The sequence below is a fragment of the Adlercreutzia sp. CNCM I-6215 genome (genome assembly GCF_977072315.1).
On the sequence record NZ_CDRVMA010000007.1, the window covers coordinates 86263 to 104325 of the forward strand.

Sequence of the window (18063 nt, forward strand, 5' to 3'; positions counted from 1 at the left end):
ATGAAACCTTTCCGGCGCAGTCTTAAAACCGGGCTACTTCTCGCGCCGGTCGTCGACGTGCTTGGCCTTGCCGATGGCGCGCTCGATGCCGCCGGGTTCCACCAGGCGCACCTCCGGCGCCACGAGCAGCGTGCCCTTGAGCTTCTCGGCGATACGGGCGCGCAGGGCGTCCATGGCCTCGAAGGAGTCGCGGAAGGCCTCGGGGCGCAGCTCGGTCTCCACGATGAGCGCGTCCATGCCGCCGCGGGTCTCCACGATGATATGGTAATGGGGCGTGACCTCCTCGATGCCCGTGAGCACGTCCTCGATCTGCGAGGGGAACACGTTGGTGCCGCGGATGATGAGCATGTCGTCGGAGCGGGAGCGCACCTTGTCCATGCGGGCCAGCGTACGGCCGCAGGCGCAGGGCTCGGTGTGCACGGCGGTCAAGTCGTGGGTGCGGTAGCGCAGCACCGGAATGCCCTGCTTGCAAAGGGGCGTGAGCACGAGCTCCCCCATCTCGCCCTCGCCCACCGGCTCGCCGGTTTCCGGATCGATGACCTCCCACAGGAAATGATCCTCGGCGATGTGCTGCTGGTAGCGCTCGGCCAGACACTCGCCGGACACCCCCGGCCCCATAACCTCGGTGAGGCCGTAGTTGTCGGTGCAGACGATGTGCATGCGCCGCTCGATCTCGGCTTTCAGGCCCGGCGGGCAGGGCTCGCCGCCGAAAAGGCCCACGCGCAAAGGCGACTTCTCCCAATCGTAGCCCATCTTCTCCCCCACCTCGCAGATGTGCATGGCGTAGGAAGGCGTGGCCACGAGCACGGTGGTGCCGTAGTCCTCGATCATCTGGATATGGCGCTCGGTGTTGCCCGAGCCGGCGGGAATCATGGCGCAGCCCAGACGCTGCAGCCCGTAGTGCAGGCCGAAGCCGCCGGTGAACATGCCGTAGCCGAAGGCCATCTGGGCGATGTCCCCGGGCACGACGCCGGCCATCTGCACGAGGCGGGCGATGCACTCGCTCCACATGTCCATGTCGTCGTCGGTGTAGCCCACCACCACCGGCTTTCCCGTGGTACCCGACGAGGAGTGCAGCTCGCGGATGTCGTCCAGCGGCACCGCGAACAGGCCAAAGGGGAAGGTCTCGCGCAGCACGGCCTTATCGGTGAAGGGGAGCTTGCGCACGTCCTCGAGCGTCTGGATGTCGCTCGGCGCCACGCCCATCTCGTCCAGCTTCTGACGGTAGTAGGGCACGCGCTCGTAGGCGTAGGCCACGGTCTCTTTCAGCTTCTCCAGCTGGAGGGCGCGGATGTCCTCGCGGGAGGCGCACTCGATCTCGGGCTTGTAAATGGGCAGGGCGTCGAACCGTCCCGCCTCGGCGGCGGCCAGCGCCGCGCCCTTCTTTGTCACGTCGATGGAATCCATTGCCTCGCTCATGCGCCCTTACGCCTCCTTCGCAGCGCGCTCGGCGACGATGCGCGCGATGTCCTCTTGGGAAATGAGCTCCACCGGCTCGTCGGCCAGAAGCGCCTGGGCGCGCTCCGGCTCGCTTGTGGAGAGCACGATGTAGGTGGAGATCATGGAATAGCTGTAGACCACGTTGATGCCGCATTTGGCGAGCACGCCCATGACCCGCGAGAGCTCGCCGGGCGTATCGACGAGCTTCAGGCAGATGACCGGGGATACGACGCAAGCGCAGCCGGCATCCTTAAGCGCCTCCATGGCCGCCTCGGGCCTATCGACGATGAAACGGAGAATGCCGTACTCCCCCGTGTCGGCGGCGGAGAAGCCGCGCACGGAAACGCCGGCGCCCTCGAAGAGGTCGAGCACCCGGTTCATGTGCCCCGGGCGGCTGTTGGCGAATACGCTGATCTGGGAAACGGTCATGCTATTCTCCCTCCTCGTTCTCGATGACGGCTCGGCCCGCGCGCAGGGCGGCGAGGTTCGCCTCGACGGTCTTCTGCGGCACGCGCTCGGCCACGGTCTCCTCCCATACCTCGACGGGAATATCGAGGCGTGCGGCCAAGGCCCCCACGAGCACCACGTTGGCGCATTTGGCATTGCCGGCCGCCCGCGCGATGGCGTCGGCGTCGATGAGCAGAGCCCCGGCCTCGCGCAGGCGCTCCCGGGCGTTCTCGGGCATCGAGGCGGCACCGGTGAGCACCGGCAGGGGCCGAATGGCCACATCGTTGACGATGAGCGAGCCGCCCTCCTTGAGCTGGGGCAGATTGCGCAGGGCCTCGGTGGTCTCGAAGGCGACGACGACATCGGCGCATCCCGCGTCCGATACCATGGACTTCACGTCCTCGCCCACGCGCACCACCGTGGTCACGGCGCCGCCGCGCTGGGCCATGCCGTGGATCTCCGACACCTTCACCTGAAGATTCGCCTTCATGCAGCTGAAGGCGAGCAGATCGGCGGCGAGGATGGTTCCCTGGCCGCCCACACCGCACAAAAGCACCGTCTTAGTGGCATTTTCCATGAACGGCCTCCTATTCCTGGACGATGGCGTCGAAGCGGCAGTACTGGGTGCAGTGGCCGCAGCCGATGCACAGCGCGGGATCGATGAGCGCACGTCCCGTCTCGTCGCGGCCGAGGGCCGGACAGCCCAGGGTCACGCAGGCGCCGCAGGCCGTGCAGGAGCCGCTCACGAACAGCGGCGGCTCTACGTGGCGCTCGAGCAGCACGCAGGGCGAGCGAAACACGATGACCGAAATGTCGTCGCTGCCCGTGGCCTCCTTGAGGGCCCGTCGCACGGCGGCGGCGTCGTTGGGATCGACCACGCGCACATCCTCGACGCCGAGGGCAGCCACCACGGCCTCTATGTTCAACTCGCGGCTGGGCCGGTTCTGCAGGGTCACGCCGTTGAAGGGGTTGCCCTGGCGCCCCGTCATGGCGGTGGTGCGGTTGTCGAGCACGCACACCGTGCCGGCGCCGCGGTTGTACACCGTGGAGATGAGCGAGCTCAACCCCGAATGGGCGAATGTGGAGTCCCCGATGACGGCGACGATGGGACGATGCTCCGTGCCGGCCAGCGCCAGCTCGAAGCCGTGGGCCATGGAGACCGAGGCTCCCATGTCCACCGTGGTGTCCATGGCCGAGAGCGGCGGCAGGGCGCCCAAGGTATAGCAGCCGATGTCGCCGGTCACGATGGCCCGCATCCTCGAGAGCTCCTTGAACACGAGGCGATGGGGGCATCCCGGGCACAGCGCCGGAGGACGTCCCGGCAGATCGGTCGCAGCCGGCGCATGGGACGGCTGCTCAAGGCCGAAGGCCGCGCGCACGAGCCCCGGCGACAGCTCGCCTGCCCGCGGCAGAGGGCACGGCGTATCGCTCACCGGCACCCCGCAGGCCCGCACGGCGTCTTTGAGGTACTCCGAGCCCTCCTCCACGACGTACACGGCTTCGACGGAATCGGCGAAATCGCGCAGGGCGGCCGCGGGAAGGGGCCAGGTGACCCCGAGCTTGAAGATGCTCGCGTCCGGGAGCGCCTCGGCCACGTGCTGGTAGGCCGCGCCGGCGCAGACGACGCCCACAGTGCCCTTCCCCTCTATCACCTCGTTGTAGGGGCAGGTTTCCACCCACTGGCGCAGCTTATCGATGCGATCCAGCTGCACGAGGCGGCGCGGCTTGGCGAAAGCGGGCATCATGACCCACTTCGCCGGATTCTTCTCATAGGGCCTTGCCGGCGCCTCGGCGCGCTCCCCCGCCTCGACGGGCGTCTTCGTATGGGAGATGCGCACGCTGGAGCGGATGATCACCGGGACGTCGAAGCGCTCGGAGATATCGTAGGCCTCGCGGGTGAAGCGCAAGGCCTCGGCGGAATCGGCCGGATCGAGGCACGGGATGGCGGCGGCCTGGGCGTAGTAGTGCGAGTCCTGCTCGTTCTGGGAGGAGTACATGCCCGGGTCGTCGGCGGCCAAGATGACCATGCCGCCGCCCACGCCGGTGTAGGCGGCCGTGAACAGCGGGTCGGCCGCCACGTTCACGCCCACATGCTTCATGGTGGCGAGCACCCGCGCGCCGGCGGCCGAGGCCCCGATGCCCACTTCCACGGCCACCTTCTCGTTCACGCACCACTCGGCGTAGACGCCCTCCTTCTTGGCGAAGGCCTCCAGCGTCTCCGTCGACGGCGTGCCCGGGTAGGCCACGCCGATGGTGCAGCCCGCCTCCCAGGCGCCCTGGGCGATGGCCTCGTTGCCGCTCATCAGCTCCATATGTCTCTTCCTCTCCCTTCGGCGGCCGCCGTCGCGCCCGCGGCCCTAATTCTCCTCGTACTGCATGCAGAAGGTGCCGATCTGAATGAAGTCACCCGGACGCAGCGCACGGGCCTCCACGGAATCGTTGTTCACCCACACGCCGTTGAACGAGTTGGCGTCGCGGATGACGTAGCAGCCGTTCTCCTGCTCGATGGTGGCGTGCATGCGCGAGACGGTCATGTCGTTCAGGAAGATCGTGCGCTGGGGACTGCGGCCGATGGTGACGGGCTCGCCGGTGAGCACGAAGCTGATGCCCACTTGCGGCCCGCGCACGACGTTGAGCGTCGCACGGGCCGGGGCGCTCTCCTCAACGGTTGCGGCCGGCGTCTCGCTCATGACGAGCGGCTGCATGGCCTGCGTGGCGCCGAGCAGCTTGAATCCGCAGGTGGGACACACGGTGTCGTTCGGTGAAATCTCGTGGGAACAAACGGGGCAGCGCTCGCTCATGGCCCACACCTCCTTACTCGTTGGCGGCGTCTGCGGCACCCGCGCCCGCGCCGCTTCGGGCACCGTCGGCGGGAGCGTCGTCTGAGACGCCTGCGGCGATGGCCGCAACGGACTGATGATCCTCGCGAGAGGATGACTTGCTGTAGATGAGGGGCGTCTCGTTGACGACCTCGGTCGGTGCCGGGGCGTCGTTGCCCCACAGCCGGTTCCACCAAATGCCGATGCCCTCGAGAAAACCGGGGGCCGGCGAATCCTCGCAGGCGATGAGGTCCTGGGTGGCGACAAGCTCGTTGCCCTGGTAGAAGTTGGCGACGCCCACGACATCCCCCGCGGCCACCGAACCGGTCAGCTCCTCGGCGACGATCTCCTGGCTCACATTGCCCTCGGGCGCGAACACCTCGACGGCGGCCGAGGGATCGGCGAAGGTGGCCGCCACGGTGCGGTCCGGCCAGGCGCTCTGGGACACGCGGGCGATGAGCGGCACCTCGGCGCCGCCGTCGGCTGCAAAGGCCACGGTCTCGGGACTGTGGGCCAGCGCATAGCTCACGCGGTTGTCGTAGACCCAGTCGAACAGCGTCTCGGTGTCCTGGAAGCGCGCGTCCTCGGAGGGCGAGCCCAGCACGATGGCGTACAAAAGGCCGTCGCCGCGGTCGCACGCGCCAGCGAAGGAATTGCCCGCCGCCTCGGTGTAGCCGGTCTTGATGCCGCAGGCGCCCTCGTAGGTGCCGAGCAGACGATCAGTGGATTGAAGGTCGATGACCTGAGGCTTGCCGTCGGCGCGCGTGACGGTGATCTGGGCAGACTCCTTCGACACGATGGAGCGGAACGTCTCGTTTCCCATGGCGTAGGCGCTCATGAGGGCGACATCGCGGGCGCAGCTGTACATCTCGTTGTCATAGGCGCCGATGTCGAGCCCATGGGGGTTGGAGAACAGCGTCTCGGTCATCCCGAGCTCGGCGGCCTTGGCGTTCATGGCCGCCACGAAGGCCTCGTTGGCGGTCTGCGAATCGTCGGTCTTCATCCCCTCGCCCAACGTCTCGGCGATGGCGATGGCAGCGTCGTTGCCCGAGGGGATCATGAGTCCCGCGAGCGCCGCCTCAAGGGTGAGCGTGTCGCCCGCCCACAGACTCGCCGACGACTCGCCCACCTGCGCGGCCTCCTGGCTCACCGTCACCGTGCTGTCCAGGGGCACGCCGGAGTCCAGCGCGACGATGGCGGTCATAATCTTGGTGATGGAGGCGATGTGCGACCGCTCGAGGGCGCCCCGCGAGAAGAGCACCGTGCCCTCGTCGTCCATGACCAGCGCGAAGGACGCCGTGACATTCGGACAGACAACCGCCGGCAGCCCGCGCGCCTCGACGGAGGCACCCAGGATCTCGTCGGTGCCGCGCACGTCGGCGAAGGCCCGTGCCGGCGCGCCCAAAGGCAGCGCAAGCAGCAGAGCCAAAGCGAAGCCGAGCGCCCGCCTTGACAGACGGGCGCCTCCTTGGTGCGCACTGCCGTTTTCGATGGGGCTAAGCAGGGTCAACGCAGTAAACCTCTTCCGGAGCCAGAACGGCGAAGCCCGCCTCGGCGAGAACCGCCTCGGCACCGTCGCCCTCGATCTTCAGCACGTCGACGGCCTTGCCGTCGGCGGTGCAGAAGCAGTAGCCGTACTCGATGTTCATCGAGGCCCCTTGGCAGAATCCGAGAAGATCGGCCAAAGTGCCGGGAGCATCCTCGACGGACACGGCGATGACCGGCGTGAGCGAGGCGCGGAAGCCCGCCTGCCCCAGCACCTCCACCGCGCGAGCGGGCGTGTCGCAGAAGATGCGGACGATGCCGAAATCGGCGGTGTCGGCGATGAACAGGGCCTTCATGTTGATGTCGGCATCGGCCAACGTGCGGCAAGCCGCGGCGAGGCGCCCCTTCTCATTGGCGAGAAAAACGGTGAGCTGCGAAATCATTACTGGTTCTCCCCTCTCAGGTCGATGACGCGCTTGGCCTTGCCCTCGGAGCGCGCGATGGTCTTGGGCTCCACGAACTTGATGTCGACGGCCACCTGCAGGTTGCTCTTGAGGGCCGCGGCCAGACGGTTGCGCAGGTCCTCCAGGCGGCGCACCTCGTCGATCGGGAAGTCGGGCTCGGTTTCCACCTGCAGCTCCACATGGTCGAGCGGGCCGTTCATGGTGAGGATGATCTGGTACTGGGTGGCGATCTCCGGGAACTCGGTGATGACCTGCTCGATCTGGGACGGGAACACGTTCACGCCGCGGATGATGAGCATGTCGTCGGTGCGGCCCAGAAGACGCCCGATCTTGCGATGGGTGCGCCCGCACGCGCACGGCTCGGCGTTGATGGTGGTGACGTCGCGGGTGCGGTAGCGGATCATCGGCGAGCACTCGCGGGTGAGCGTCGTGATGACGAGCTCGCCCACCTCGCCGTCGGGGAGGACCTCCAGCGTCTCGGGATCGATGATCTCGCAGTAGAACTGGTCCTCGGCGATGTGCAGACCGCCGCGCTCGGCGCATTCCATGGCCACGCCGGGGCCCATGATCTCGGAGAGGCCGTACACATCGCAGTACTGAATGCCCAGCTTGTCGGCGATCTCCTGACGCATGTTCTCCGAGCAGGGCTCGGCGCCGAAGATGCCGCCGGAGATTTGGAACTCGGTGGCCGGGTCATAGCCCATCTCGATGGCCGTGTCGGCAATGAGCAGGGCGTAGGAGGGGGTGCAGGCCAGGATATCGGTCTTGCAGTCCTTGAGCATCTGCACCTGGCGCTTGGTGTTGCCCGACGAGGTGGGGATGACGGTGCAGCCCATGGCCTCGCCGCCGGCATGCGCCCCCAGACCGCCCGTGAACAGGCCGTAGCCGTAGGACACCTGGATGGTGGAATTCTCGTCACCGCCCACCATGGCGATGCCGCGGGCGAAGCAGTCGCCCCAGTTCGCGAGGTCGTTGGCGGTATGCCCCACCACCGTCGCCTGGCCCGTAGTGCCCGAGGAGGCGTGGATGCGGGCCACGTCGGCGTTCTCGCGGGCGAACATGCCGAAGGGGTAGTTGTCGCGCATGTCCTGCTTCACCACGAAGGGGAACTTGGCGATGTCCTCGAGGCTCTCAAGGTCGTCGGGGGTCACGCCCGCCGCATCGAAGCGCTCGCGGTACAGCGGCACGTTCTCGTAGGCGTTGCGCAACGACTCCCGCATGCGCTCGAGCTGCAGTTCGCGCAGCTCCTCGCGGGGCATCGTCTCAATCTCCGGTTGAAAGTACACTGGCTTCCTCCTTGTCCGTAGCTTCCTTATCGGCATCTTCTCTCTCGCGTGTCGGCGTATTCGGCCCCACGACGGTCACCTCGTCGATGGGAGCGTAGTTGGAGGTGAAATCCTCCTCGTGAAGCACGTTGCCCGCGCGGTCGCGGACGGTGCGGTGCACAGTCACGCTGCGCCCGTCGGCCCCGGCGGTCTTGACATAGCGCGTGCCTTCAGGCTCGCTCTCGTCGACTTTGGTGCGCTTCTTGAAGGGCTCTCCGGTCTCCCAGTCGCCGGTCTGCGTGGAGACCACGTAGCCCGGATCGATACCGTACAGTGTAACGGTTAGGCTGGAATCGGTGTAGCGCGAGCGCATCAAAACATCCGAAGTGCCGTCATTGACCCATGTGAGGTCGAGGTCGGGGTACGCGATGGCAGCGTCGCGGCCCGTGGGGTAGCTGGAGATGTAGAGCGAGTGGTTGCGCCGCTCGGTCACGGGATAGCCCGCCTCGTAGACCGCATTGAACACCGTGGTGGCCACCTGGCAGATACCGCCGCCGATGGCGTCGTCGTACTCGCCGTTGATGATGGCGTGCGCCGCCTGGAAGCCCGCCTCCTCGTTCGCCTCGCCCACCGTGTCGTTGAACGACCACTCCCCTCCGTCGGCCCGGGCGATGGAATTGTTCAGCAAGTCGGCCGCCGTATGGATGTTGTGACGTCGATTGGCCGTAGCGGGGCTGTCGTTGTACTCGGTCGTGAACGAGGAGATCGGGGCGATAAGGCCCATCTCAAGCGCTTCGTCGAAGGTAGTCCGGGACGGAGCCTCGCCCCATTGGATGGCGATGGAAGGGGTGTCGGAGCCGGCCGCCTCACTGCCGAACAGGGCGCTTTGGGCCTGCGCTGCCGCATCGGCGGTATGGGGATAGCGCGAGCCCTCGCGGGCGCTGACCCACACCTCGCCGCCATCGACGTCGAACGACACCGTGGCCGCCGAGGTGTAGCCCGCGTCGCGAATGAGCCCGAGCAGCCCCGAGGCCGCCTCGGTCTCGTCAAGGTAGGGAACCAGGGCGAAGCCCTCCTCCCGCTCTTCCACCCGGGTGCGCACCCACGCGCCCAGATCCGCCGCCCCCAGCGGCCACTCGGTCTGCTCGAAGGAGAAGGTGCAGCCCCGATCGAGGGCCGCCTGGACCTCGTCGGCGACCCGAGCGGCCTCATCGGCGCCGATGCGCACGTCCGCCTCATCGGGCGTCGCCACGATGACGACCTTGCCGGGTGCCTCGCCGAGAAAGCCCTCGGAGAGCTGACGGGCCACCGAGGCGCGGTCGACGGCCTTGCCGCCGTGGCCCTCCGTGACCGACACCGCGCCCGCCTCGATGGCGATGCCGTAATCGAGGCGCGGCTCGCCGGCAGATTCATCGATGGAGGAGCACAGCGCCTCCAAGGCCTCCTCGTCAAAGGAAAGGGCGACGTCGACGGAAACGCCGTTGCGCGCCGCCTCCATACGCTCCGCAAGACCGCCGTCTCGGCCCACGGCGAAGGCGCGGGAGACCAGCTCGCTCACGGAAAGCCTCGCGCCCAGCGTGCCGCTCTCGACGACCCACACCTGCTTGTTGGCCCGGGCCTCCTCTAAAGAGAGCTGCTCGGCCTGGGCGTCCTGTTCGGCAAGCTCGCTTTCCACATCAAGGGTGTCGCGGGCCTCCTCGCTGGCGAAGATAAGCGCCCGGCCATCGGCAACGCGAGGCTCGTAGAAGGAGCTCACGGCGCGACGGGCCTCCTCCTCGGTCATGCCGGAGACATCCACCGCGCCCACCGACACGCCATCGTAGATGCGGGAGCCGTTGACCGCGCCGTCGATGGCCCAGGCGCCGCCGACGAGCGCTAAAAGCGCCAGCACTGCCGCCAGGGCAATGCGGGGCCCGAGGGAACGGCGCTTGGCGGCAGGACGGCTCGCAATTCCGGCACGGCCCGCACTCGCGCCTCGCGGGGCGCCGAAGTTGCGCGGAGCCTTGGCCTGCGAAACCGTGGCGCGAGAACGATTCGACGGAGATGCGGCACGGCGCGCCGTCGTCGCGCCGCCAGCGCGCTTCGCCGTCGCGCCGGCGGCCGCGCCACCGCTGTGCGGGGTTACTGCCTTCGAAGAGCTCTTCGGTCTTGTTGCGGCCCGCGCCGACGGACGAGATGCGGATGAGGAGGGTCGAGCAGAGGAAGACTGCGCTGTTGCGGAAGAGGACGATCGAACGGTGCCCTTCGGACGAGAAACGCGGTTCGAAGGCATGACGATGCGCCGCTCGGCCCGCGCCCGCGCACGGCGCTCCTCGCTGCTCGGACGCTCGTCGGAGGGCCTACGCGTCGCCATGGGCGCTCGAACTTTCCGAAGCGGCCTCCTTGCGGTGTCTCAGCTCGGCGGCCAGGGCGCGCGCCGCCGCCACGGTGTAGTAGATAGTGACGCCAAGAGACAGGATGAGCCCCGCGTAGATGAACCAGATGCCCCAGGAGACGGCCTCGCCGTTGAACCCGGGCAACCAGGAGATGTCGCACCAGCCCAAACCGGGGATGAGCGGCGCGTTCAAGAGAAGCCCGGCAAAGCCGATAAACAGAAACGTCGTGGCGAACTTCCCCGGATAGACGACGGGCACGCGGATGCGGTAGCGCGACAGAAGCCACGCGCCCCCGATGAGCAGGTAGGCGTCGCGCAGCACCACGACGACGATCACCCACAGGGGAATGCGGCCGACGAGGAACACGCCGAGGACGCCGGTGATCATGAGGATGCGATCCACCGCCGGATCGAGGATCTGCCCCAACTTCGATACCGTATGGGTGCGCCGGGCCAGCTGTCCGTCGATGAAGTCGCTGGCGGCAGCAGCGGCAAAGACAAGCGTGGCAGCCAGGTTGAAGCCGGAGAGCAGCAGCCACAGGTACACGGGCACGAGGCACAGGCGCACGAAGGAGACGACGTTGGCCGCCGTGAAGATCTCGCTTGTCACCTGCTCGGGGATCTCTTCCCCATCTCGCTGCCCTTCGACCATGAGGCGTCCTGCTCCTTCCCTACAAAAACCGGACCCTCGACGAGGGTCCGGCGCACGTGCCGATAACGGCATATTTTAGCAGAGCGGCAAGCCCTTCTCAGACTCACCACGAAACTTAACGAGCGGTTAAGCTTACGATTCCGTCACCGCCGCCTTCGGGTCGGGGACATGCACCACGCGGCAGGATTTCGCGGTGGCGATGGGCGTGTAGGCGGGATCCATGGTCAGGCAGTGCTTGGGGCAGACGCGCACGCAGGTACCGCACTGCACGCAGCGGAACGGATCGATGGCCCAGGTGCGCTCCTTCTTCTCCACCGCGATGGCGTCGGCCGGGCAGCTCTTGGCGCAGATGCCGCACAGAATGCACGCACTCGCATCGTTTTCGATATGCCCTTTGAGCCCCGCCGGGGCCGGTTTCTGCTCGAAGGGGTACAGCACGGTCTCGGGCTTCTTGAACAGAGAGCCGAAGGTCATGCCGCCCAGTTTGAAGCTTCCCATATCCGCCTACCTTTCCGTGCAGCTGATGCAGGGGTCGATGGTCAGGATGATCATGTTGACGTCGGCCAAGTCGCACCCTTTCAGGGCCACGGTCATACCGGCGAGGTTCTGCGAGGTGGGCGTGCGCATGCGCATGCGCTCCAGGTTCTTCGAGCCGTTGCCGCGGGCGTAGTAGTAGCACTCGCCGCGGGGCTGCTCCAGCACGTTGGACGCCTGGGCGCCGTCGGCGGGCGCGCCCTTCACCGCCACCTCGATGTCGCCGGCGGGGATCTTCGCGCCGAGCTCCTTGATGATCTCGATGGACTGGAGCACCTCCAGACAGCGCACCTTCACGCGGGCGTAGCAGTCGCCCTCGGTGGCCGTGATGGGAGCGAAGTCCGCCAGATCGCCGTAGGCGCCGCGCCCGAAGGAGCGCACGTCGTAGGGCAGGTTGGAAGCGCGGGCGAAAGGCCCCACCATGGAAAGCGCCGCCGCGTCCTCGGTAGTGATGTGGCCCACGCCCACGGTGCGGTTCTTCACCGAGGTGTCCGTGAGCAGCGTGTTCATGATCTGCGTGTACTCGCCCTTGATACCGTCGAGCACCGAGACGATCTCGGCCATCTGGCTCGCGTCGATGTCGCGCACCACGCCGCCCACCTTCACCACGGACAGGATGACCCGTCCCCCGGTGGTCTTCTCGAACAGGTCGAGCACGCGCTCGCGCAAACGCCAGCAGTGCATGAACATCGACTCGAAGCCGAAGGCGTCGGCGGCAAGGCCCAGCCACAAAAGATGCGAGTGGATACGGGACAGCTCGTGCCAGATGACGCGCAAATACTCGGCGCGCTTGGGCACCTCCACGCCCATGAGTGACTCGACGGTCTCGGCATAGCCGAGGGAGTGTCCCATGGCGCAGATGCCGCAGATGCGCTCGGCAATGTAGATGAACTGGTTGTAGTCGCGGGTTTCCACGAGCTTCTCCAGGCCGCGGTGCACGAACCCGATCTGCGGGAGCACGTCCACGACGGTCTCGTCCTGCACCACCAGATCGAGGTGCAAAGGCTCCGGGAGCACCGGATGCTGGGGCCCGAAGGGAATGACGGTTGCCTTGCTCATGCTACTCCCCCTTCCCTTCCGCGGCCTTTCGGGCCTTCGCTTCCATAGCGGCGCGCACCTTCGCGACCTTCTCCGGATCCAGACCCGCTATCTTGGCCTCGATCTCCTCTTCCGTGGGGCCAGCGGGCGCCGGGGCGGCAGCCGCGGCCTTCTTGGCCTTGGCCTCCATGGCCGCCCTCACTTTCGCGGCCTTCTCAGGGTCGAGCCCGGCGATCTTCGCCTGGATCTCCTTCTCGGTGGGGCCGGTTGGCGCCTCGGCCGGCGCGGCCGCCTTCGCCTCCTTGGCGGCCTTGGCCGCGGCGATCTTCTTCGCCTTCTCGCGCGCCGCCAGCTGCTCGGGGCTCACCACGGTCATGGGGGCCTTCTCCGCCAGCTGGTAGAACATGCCGCCGAAGTCGATGGCAATGTCGCTGATGGCCACGTCGAACAGGTCGTGGATCTCGTTCTCGCAGACGAAGGCCTCCAGGTACAGATCGGTGATGGAGGGCACCACGTCCGTCTGCTTCACGCCGCTCACGTTGAAGTTGGCGAGATGCCCGTCCTTCATGTAGGAGTAGACGAGATCGATGCCCTCCTCGGTGTTGACGGCGAGAATCTGCACGTAGCGCCAGCCCTCGGCATGGCGCGCGGCCGCCAAGTCGTGCACGCCGGCCAGCGGCAGCTCCTCGAAGGTCTGCTCAAAGGTCGTCATTTCTCACGCTCCCTTCTTGGCAGCGGCCAGGGCCGCCGACTTCTCGTCGAGCTTCGCCACGCCGGCCACCACGGCGTCGATGATCTGCTCCGGGCGCACGGCGCAGCCCGGGGCGTACACATCGACGGGGATGGCCTTGTCCACGCCGCCGATGACGTTGTAGCAGTCGTGGAAGACCCCGCCGGTGCAGGCGCAGATGCCGCAGGCCACGACCACCTTGGGCTCGAGCATCTGGTCGTAGATCTCGCGGACGACGCCGATGTTCTGCTCGTTCACGCTGCCGGTGACGAGGAAGATGTCGGCGTGCTTGGGATTGCCCGTGTTCACCACGCCGAACCGCTCGCCGTCGAAGCCGGGGCACAGCGTCGCTAAGACCTCGATGTCGCAGCCGTTGCAGCTGGAGCCGTCGTAGTGGATGACCCAGGGCGATTTCGATGCGAATGCCATGTGCCTACCTCCTTACAGAAACGCGAGGAACGCGACGTTCACGCCGCCGGCGATAAGGGCCACGAGCCACGCCGACTTGAACATGAACTGCCACTTCACACGCGCGAAGTTGTTGTCGATCCAGATCTCCAGGAAGTACACCAGAAGCACGATGACGATGGCGACCAGAACGGAGACGGGGTTCGCCCACAGGAAGAACATGCCGATCCAGCCGAGGAAGAGCACGTTCTCGCACCAGTGCATGATCTCCACCATGCCGAGCGTAGGCCCGCTCATCTCGGTGGTCATGCCGCGCACGATCTCCTGGTGGGCGTGATGCGACATGGACAGGTCGAAGGGCGACTTGCGCAGCTTGATGGTGAGGATGAAGAGGACGCCCAAGAACACGAGCCAAATGGTGCAGATGATCGGGTGGTTGAGCTGGAACACCTCGGCCACGTCGAAGGAGCCTGCGGCCTGGAAGAAGGCCACGGCCATGAGCAGCACCATGGGCTCGTAGCTCATCACCTGCAGCGTCTCGCGAGCCGCGCCCACCTCGGCGTAGGGGCTGCGCGTGGAGTAGGCGGCCATGATGAAGAACAGGCTCGACAGCGTGATGACGAACACGCACAGAAGCAGGTTGCCGCCGGAGTAGAAGATGCCGCCGGCGATGAGCGCGAACAGCAGCGCGCAGGCCACGTAGACGCCTTCCACGGAGTTGACGGAGACGCGCTCCTTCTCGAAGAGCTTGCGCACGTCGTAGTAGGGCTGCAGAAGCGGCGGCCCCACGCGGCCCTGCATGCGGGCCGAGATGATGCGGTCGAGACCGGCCAGGAGGCACCCGATGACGGGGCCTGCCACGGCGAACAGGAGGGTGCCGATGAGTGTCGTAAGCAAAGTCATGAGATCACACCCTTCCTAAAAGCCCATCGGGCCCGCGATGATGGCGACGACGAACGCGGCGGCCATGATGAGCGTGTTGAACGCCACGCCGACCGGCGCGATGCGGGCCTCGCCGAACACGGATTCCATGTACCAGTTGCGCGTCGTGGCCTCAGTGGTGCCCGACAGCGAGTTCTGGAAGGCGCGGGAGTCGTTGTCGCGGCTGATGCCGGCCAGATAGACGTTCGCCCGACGCGATTTCTGCTTGGTTCCAAGGCCGGCGAACAGCACGGCCACCACGATAACGGTGCAGATGGAGGCGAGCCACAGGTTGTCCGTGGCGATGTCCTGGCCGAGCATGCCGTAGACGCTGGCCACGTAGGGCTCGACGAGGGTGCCGGAGATGAGCGGCAGGAACACGCAGGCCAGCACGAGCAGGCAGGCCATAAGAAGCAGCGCCGCCCATTCTGTCGGCTTCACCGTGATCTCCACGTTCTCCGGCTCGCCGGCGATGCCGGAGAGCTTGCCGAGCCACTTGGCCCAGAACATGAACGTGGCGGCGCTGCCGAAGGCCAGGATGATGATGAGGGCGACCTGGCGGGTGTCCACGAAGGACACGAGCGTGGCCCACTTGGCGAGCAGCATGCCGAAGGGCGCGATGAACATGCACATGATGCCGAGCATCATGAAGCGGGCCAGGCGCGGCATGCGGTCGAACAGAAGGTCCATGGACTCGATGTCGCGGCTGCCGATGTGGTGCTCGGCGGTGCCGACGCACAGGAACAGGAGCGACTTCGCGATGGCATGGAACAGGATGAGGAAGCACGCGGCCCACACCGCCTCGGCGGTGCCCACGCCGGCGCAGGCCGTGATGAGGCCCAAGTTGGCGATGGTGGAATAGGCCAGCACGCGCTTGGCGTTGGACTGCGAGATGGCCATGAACGAGCACAGCGCGAAGGTGATGCCGCCCACGAGCATGACCATGACCGCCGGCGCCGGCGACACGTGGAGCACGGGCGCCAGCTTCACCAGCAGAAAGACGCCGGCCTTCACCATGGTGGAGGAGTGCAACAGCGCCGAGGTGGGCGTGGGGGCCACCATGGCGCCCAGAAGCCAGGTCTGGAACGGCATCTGCGCCGCCTTGGTGATGCCCGCGAAGGCCAGCGCGGTGACGGCCAAGGTGGTCAGGGCCGGGTTGTTCTGGCCGATGACGAGGAACTCGTAGAACGAGAAAGTTCCCACCGTGAGCGCGCAGCACCACAGCGCCACCAGAAAGCCAATGCCGCCGGCCAGGTTCATGATGATCTGGCGGAAGGCGTTCGCAATGGCCTCCTCGGTGCGGGTGTAGCCGATGAGGAGGAACGAGCAGAGCGTTGTCACTTCCCAGCCGGTGAACATCCACTCCATATTGTTGGAGAACACGATGACGTACATGGCGGAGAGGAACACGAACATCAGCGCGAAGAACATCGGGCGGCGATCCGGCGCCCCTTCAGGCTCGTGGGCCTGGAAATCCTCCATGTAACCCAGAGCGTAGATGCAGATACCGCTTCCCACCACGCCGACGATGAAGGTCATCAGAAGCGAGAGCGAGTCGAAGTACAGGCCGTAGGGCACCTCGATGCCGTGGGAGAACATGAACTCCAGGATGAGCGTGCCGACTACCTGCACGCCCGCGAGCACGGCGGCCCACAGGTTCTTGTAGCGCACGGCGAACCACACGATGACCGCCGCGATGGCCACGGAGATGCCCGTGCAGATAAAGTCGATGGCCATGCTCTCAAACGCGAAGAGCGTGCAGCTCGCCCCCAGGTTCACGACCACGAGAACGACCGACGCCAGCGCGATGGCAACGCCCGACACGCAGACGATGACGCGGCGCGGCCCCTCCTGCCGCACGAACAAGAGCGCGGCGGCCACAATGAGGGGGAACACGATAAGGAAGCCCATCAGTCCGAAACTGAACTCCATTCAGGATCCTCCTAACCTAATATATCGGCCTTTCCGCAGCCTCATATTTTCTGCGGTTAGGCGAGATCCCTCGGATCTTGCCCCCTACCATAGCAAAGGAGGCGCAGGTAATCGCGCCTCCTTCCCCCGACTCATGAGCAATACTCGGTAAAAGGGTCATCGTAATTATGCATTTGATCAATTTTTGCGAGAACTCATCCGCTCGCGGCCGAATCGAACCGTCGGCCCAGAAGGGCGCCGGCCGCGCCGCCGACCAGCGACGGCAAGAGCCACGCGAAACCGTAAGCGTACAAAGGCGCCGCCTCGACGAAAGCGAAGGCCCCGGTGAGATCGTGCACCGTGAGGAGGAGGCTCGCTGCCACGGCGGCGAGCGCCGCGCCCTTGAACACCCAGGTGCCCCGCAGGTGCTTGCGAAACAGCAAGAGCACCACCGTCGTCATGAACGGCGGGCAGACCACCGAGAGAATCGGGCTCGCCAGGGCGATGATGTTCGTAAGTCCGAGATTGCAGATGAGCAATGCCGCCACGACCACAATGATAAGGGCCGCCCGATAGCTCACCCGGCGCATGGTGACGCGCTCGACGTAATCGGCCGTGGCGCCGCACAGCCCGATGGCCGTGGTGAGGCAGGCCAGGCCCACGACGACGCCCAGCACCGCCACGCCGGCCTCCCCCATGAGCTTCCACACGATCATGGTGATGAGCTCGGCCTGGCTGACCGTGTGCGGCACGACGCTGGCGGACGTGGCGCCCAAGTAGGTGAGACCGCCGTAGATGACGGCGAGCAGCACGCAGGCCACGAGGCTCGCCCGGGCCGTAACGCGCATCTGATCGCGCTTCTCGCCGTAGCCGGCCGCCCGCACCGATTCCTGCACGAGGATGGAGAACCCGACGACCGCGAGGATGTCCATAGTCTGATAGCCCGCGAGCACGCCGTCGGCGACGACGGTGTCCGTCTCGGGAGAGCCCACAGGTCCCAGCGGGTTCACGATGCCGGCGATGACCATGACCACGATGCCGGCCACGAGAAGCGGCGTGAGCACCTTGCCCACCACATCGATGATGCGCGTGGGCTTAAGCGTCAGCAAGAGCACCACGGCGAAGAACGCGACGGAGAACGGCAAGAGCCCGATAGCATCGCCGAACCAGGGCGCGATGGCCATCTCGAAGGTGGTGGCGGCGCAGCGCGGCGGGGCGATGAGCATGCCCACGCACAGAATGGCGGCGGTGTTCAGCGCCAGGCCGGCCTTCTTGCCCAGGGCATTTTGGATTGAGAGGATGGAGCCCCCCGCGTTGTTGATGGCGAAGACGCCCACGCAGGAGACCACCACGTCGAAGAACACGAAGCATGCCAGGCCGAGCGGCCAGAGCGTGCCCGACTCCATGCCGAGGTACGGCGGGAAGATGAGATTGCCGGCGCCGAAGAACATGGCGAACAGCGCCAAACCGACGACCAGCGCGTCTCTGTTCACGGGCGCCTCCCTTCTCATGGCGTCGATGCGGGTGTTTACGCATCTATTGTCGATGAACGAAGGGGCCATGATGACGCATCCG

General features: G+C 66.4%; 17 protein-coding genes. All 17 read right to left on the reverse strand.

The genetic code is table 11. From position 1 onward, the window contains the following. Window positions 1-33: 33 nt before the first annotated feature. The gene (locus tag ACW4LP_RS06965; RefSeq protein WP_227069521.1) at window positions 34-1419 is read right to left on the reverse strand and encodes a phenylacetate--CoA ligase family protein; all 1386 of its coding nucleotides are present in this window, start codon (window positions 1417-1419) and stop codon (window positions 34-36) included. Window positions 1420-1425: 6 nt separating this feature from the next. Further along, a complete protein-coding gene (locus ACW4LP_RS06970) occupies window positions 1426-1869 on the reverse strand; it encodes an amino acid-binding protein (protein WP_114548358.1) in 444 nt (147 codons plus the stop codon). 1 nt (window position 1870) lies between these two features. Next, the gene (locus tag ACW4LP_RS06975; protein ID WP_157011601.1) at window positions 1871-2464 is read right to left on the reverse strand and encodes an indolepyruvate oxidoreductase subunit beta; all 594 of its coding nucleotides are present in this window, start codon (window positions 2462-2464) and stop codon (window positions 1871-1873) included. 10 nt (window positions 2465-2474) lie between these two features. Next, window positions 2475-4199 carry a thiamine pyrophosphate-dependent enzyme gene (locus tag ACW4LP_RS06980; protein WP_227069520.1) on the reverse strand — a complete coding sequence of 575 codons (1725 nt, stop codon included), beginning with the start codon at window positions 4197-4199 and terminating at the stop codon, window positions 2475-2477. A 45-nt stretch (window positions 4200-4244) separates the two neighbouring features. Next, window positions 4245-4688 (reverse strand): FHA domain-containing protein, encoded by a 444-nt coding sequence (locus tag ACW4LP_RS06985; protein WP_455803646.1) that lies wholly within the window; start codon window positions 4686-4688, stop codon window positions 4245-4247. Window positions 4689-4701: 13 nt separating this feature from the next. Continuing rightward, window positions 4702-6216: a D-alanyl-D-alanine carboxypeptidase family protein gene (locus tag ACW4LP_RS06990; protein ID WP_227069519.1), complete on the reverse strand. Its 1515-nt coding sequence runs from the start codon at window positions 6214-6216 to the stop codon at window positions 4702-4704. Next, window positions 6203-6634 carry an amino acid-binding protein gene (locus ACW4LP_RS06995; protein ID WP_157011594.1) on the reverse strand — a complete coding sequence of 144 codons (432 nt, stop codon included), beginning with the start codon at window positions 6632-6634 and terminating at the stop codon, window positions 6203-6205. The genes ACW4LP_RS06990 and ACW4LP_RS06995 overlap by 14 nt, the downstream gene beginning before the upstream one ends. Then, window positions 6634-7941 (reverse strand): phenylacetate--CoA ligase family protein, encoded by a 1308-nt coding sequence (locus ACW4LP_RS07000; RefSeq protein ID WP_227069518.1) that lies wholly within the window; start codon window positions 7939-7941, stop codon window positions 6634-6636. The genes ACW4LP_RS06995 and ACW4LP_RS07000 overlap by 1 nt, the downstream gene beginning before the upstream one ends. Next, window positions 7919-9811: a VanW family protein gene (locus ACW4LP_RS07005; RefSeq protein ID WP_455803647.1), complete on the reverse strand. Its 1893-nt coding sequence runs from the start codon at window positions 9809-9811 to the stop codon at window positions 7919-7921. The genes ACW4LP_RS07000 and ACW4LP_RS07005 overlap by 23 nt, the downstream gene beginning before the upstream one ends. Window positions 9812-10259: 448 nt before the next feature. Further along, window positions 10260-10946: a CDP-alcohol phosphatidyltransferase family protein gene (locus ACW4LP_RS07010; protein WP_157011588.1), complete on the reverse strand. Its 687-nt coding sequence runs from the start codon at window positions 10944-10946 to the stop codon at window positions 10260-10262. 132 nt (window positions 10947-11078) lie between these two features. Continuing rightward, the gene (locus tag ACW4LP_RS07015) at window positions 11079-11444 is read right to left on the reverse strand and encodes a 4Fe-4S binding protein (RefSeq protein ID WP_022739884.1); all 366 of its coding nucleotides are present in this window, start codon (window positions 11442-11444) and stop codon (window positions 11079-11081) included. Between the two features lie 6 nt (window positions 11445-11450). After that, window positions 11451-12539 (reverse strand): hydrogenase large subunit, encoded by a 1089-nt coding sequence (locus tag ACW4LP_RS07020; protein ID WP_114539079.1) that lies wholly within the window; start codon window positions 12537-12539, stop codon window positions 11451-11453. A 1-nt stretch (window position 12540) separates the two neighbouring features. Beyond that, window positions 12541-13230 carry an NADH-quinone oxidoreductase subunit C gene (locus tag ACW4LP_RS07025; protein ID WP_157011586.1) on the reverse strand — a complete coding sequence of 230 codons (690 nt, stop codon included), beginning with the start codon at window positions 13228-13230 and terminating at the stop codon, window positions 12541-12543. 3 nt (window positions 13231-13233) lie between these two features. Continuing rightward, entirely contained in the window at window positions 13234-13677 is a 444-nt protein-coding gene (locus tag ACW4LP_RS07030) for an NADH-quinone oxidoreductase subunit B family protein (protein ID WP_022739881.1), read from the reverse strand. A gap of 12 nt (window positions 13678-13689) precedes the next feature. Beyond that, complete coding sequence (locus ACW4LP_RS07035; RefSeq protein WP_157011584.1) at window positions 13690-14559, reverse strand: complex I subunit 1 family protein; 870 nt, start codon at window positions 14557-14559, stop codon at window positions 13690-13692. 15 nt (window positions 14560-14574) lie between these two features. Next, window positions 14575-16509 (reverse strand): NADH-quinone oxidoreductase subunit 5 family protein, encoded by a 1935-nt coding sequence (locus ACW4LP_RS07040; RefSeq protein WP_157011582.1) that lies wholly within the window; start codon window positions 16507-16509, stop codon window positions 14575-14577. A 194-nt stretch (window positions 16510-16703) separates the two neighbouring features. Beyond that, entirely contained in the window at window positions 16704-17981 is a 1278-nt protein-coding gene (gene brnQ, locus ACW4LP_RS07045; RefSeq protein ID WP_198160962.1) for a branched-chain amino acid transport system II carrier protein, read from the reverse strand. Between the last annotated feature and the right edge of the window lie 82 nt (window positions 17982-18063).

Excerpts from the sequence above, each read along its gene's own strand:
- ACW4LP_RS06965 (WP_227069521.1), bottom strand. The coding sequence starts at position 1,419 with ATGAGCGAGGCAATGGATTCCATCGACGTGACAAAGAAGGGCGCGGCG.
- ACW4LP_RS06970 (WP_114548358.1), bottom strand. The coding sequence starts at position 1,869 with ATGACCGTTTCCCAGATCAGCGTATTCGCCAACAGCCGCCCGGGGCAC.
- ACW4LP_RS06975 (WP_157011601.1), bottom strand. The coding sequence starts at position 2,464 with ATGGAAAATGCCACTAAGACGGTGCTTTTGTGCGGTGTGGGCGGCCAG.
- ACW4LP_RS06980 (WP_227069520.1), bottom strand. The coding sequence starts at position 4,199 with ATGGAGCTGATGAGCGGCAACGAGGCCATCGCCCAGGGCGCCTGGGAG.
- ACW4LP_RS06985 (WP_455803646.1), bottom strand. The coding sequence starts at position 4,688 with ATGAGCGAGCGCTGCCCCGTTTGTTCCCACGAGATTTCACCGAACGAC.
- ACW4LP_RS06995 (WP_157011594.1), bottom strand. The coding sequence starts at position 6,634 with ATGATTTCGCAGCTCACCGTTTTTCTCGCCAATGAGAAGGGGCGCCTC.
- ACW4LP_RS07010 (WP_157011588.1), bottom strand. The coding sequence starts at position 10,946 with ATGGTCGAAGGGCAGCGAGATGGGGAAGAGATCCCCGAGCAGGTGACA.
- ACW4LP_RS07015 (WP_022739884.1), bottom strand. The coding sequence starts at position 11,444 with ATGGGAAGCTTCAAACTGGGCGGCATGACCTTCGGCTCTCTGTTCAAG.
- ACW4LP_RS07020 (WP_114539079.1), bottom strand. The coding sequence starts at position 12,539 with ATGAGCAAGGCAACCGTCATTCCCTTCGGGCCCCAGCATCCGGTGCTC.
- ACW4LP_RS07025 (WP_157011586.1), bottom strand. The coding sequence starts at position 13,230 with ATGACGACCTTTGAGCAGACCTTCGAGGAGCTGCCGCTGGCCGGCGTG.
- ACW4LP_RS07030 (WP_022739881.1), bottom strand. The coding sequence starts at position 13,677 with ATGGCATTCGCATCGAAATCGCCCTGGGTCATCCACTACGACGGCTCC.
- ACW4LP_RS07035 (WP_157011584.1), bottom strand. The coding sequence starts at position 14,559 with ATGACTTTGCTTACGACACTCATCGGCACCCTCCTGTTCGCCGTGGCA.
- ACW4LP_RS07040 (WP_157011582.1), bottom strand. The coding sequence starts at position 16,509 with ATGGAGTTCAGTTTCGGACTGATGGGCTTCCTTATCGTGTTCCCCCTC.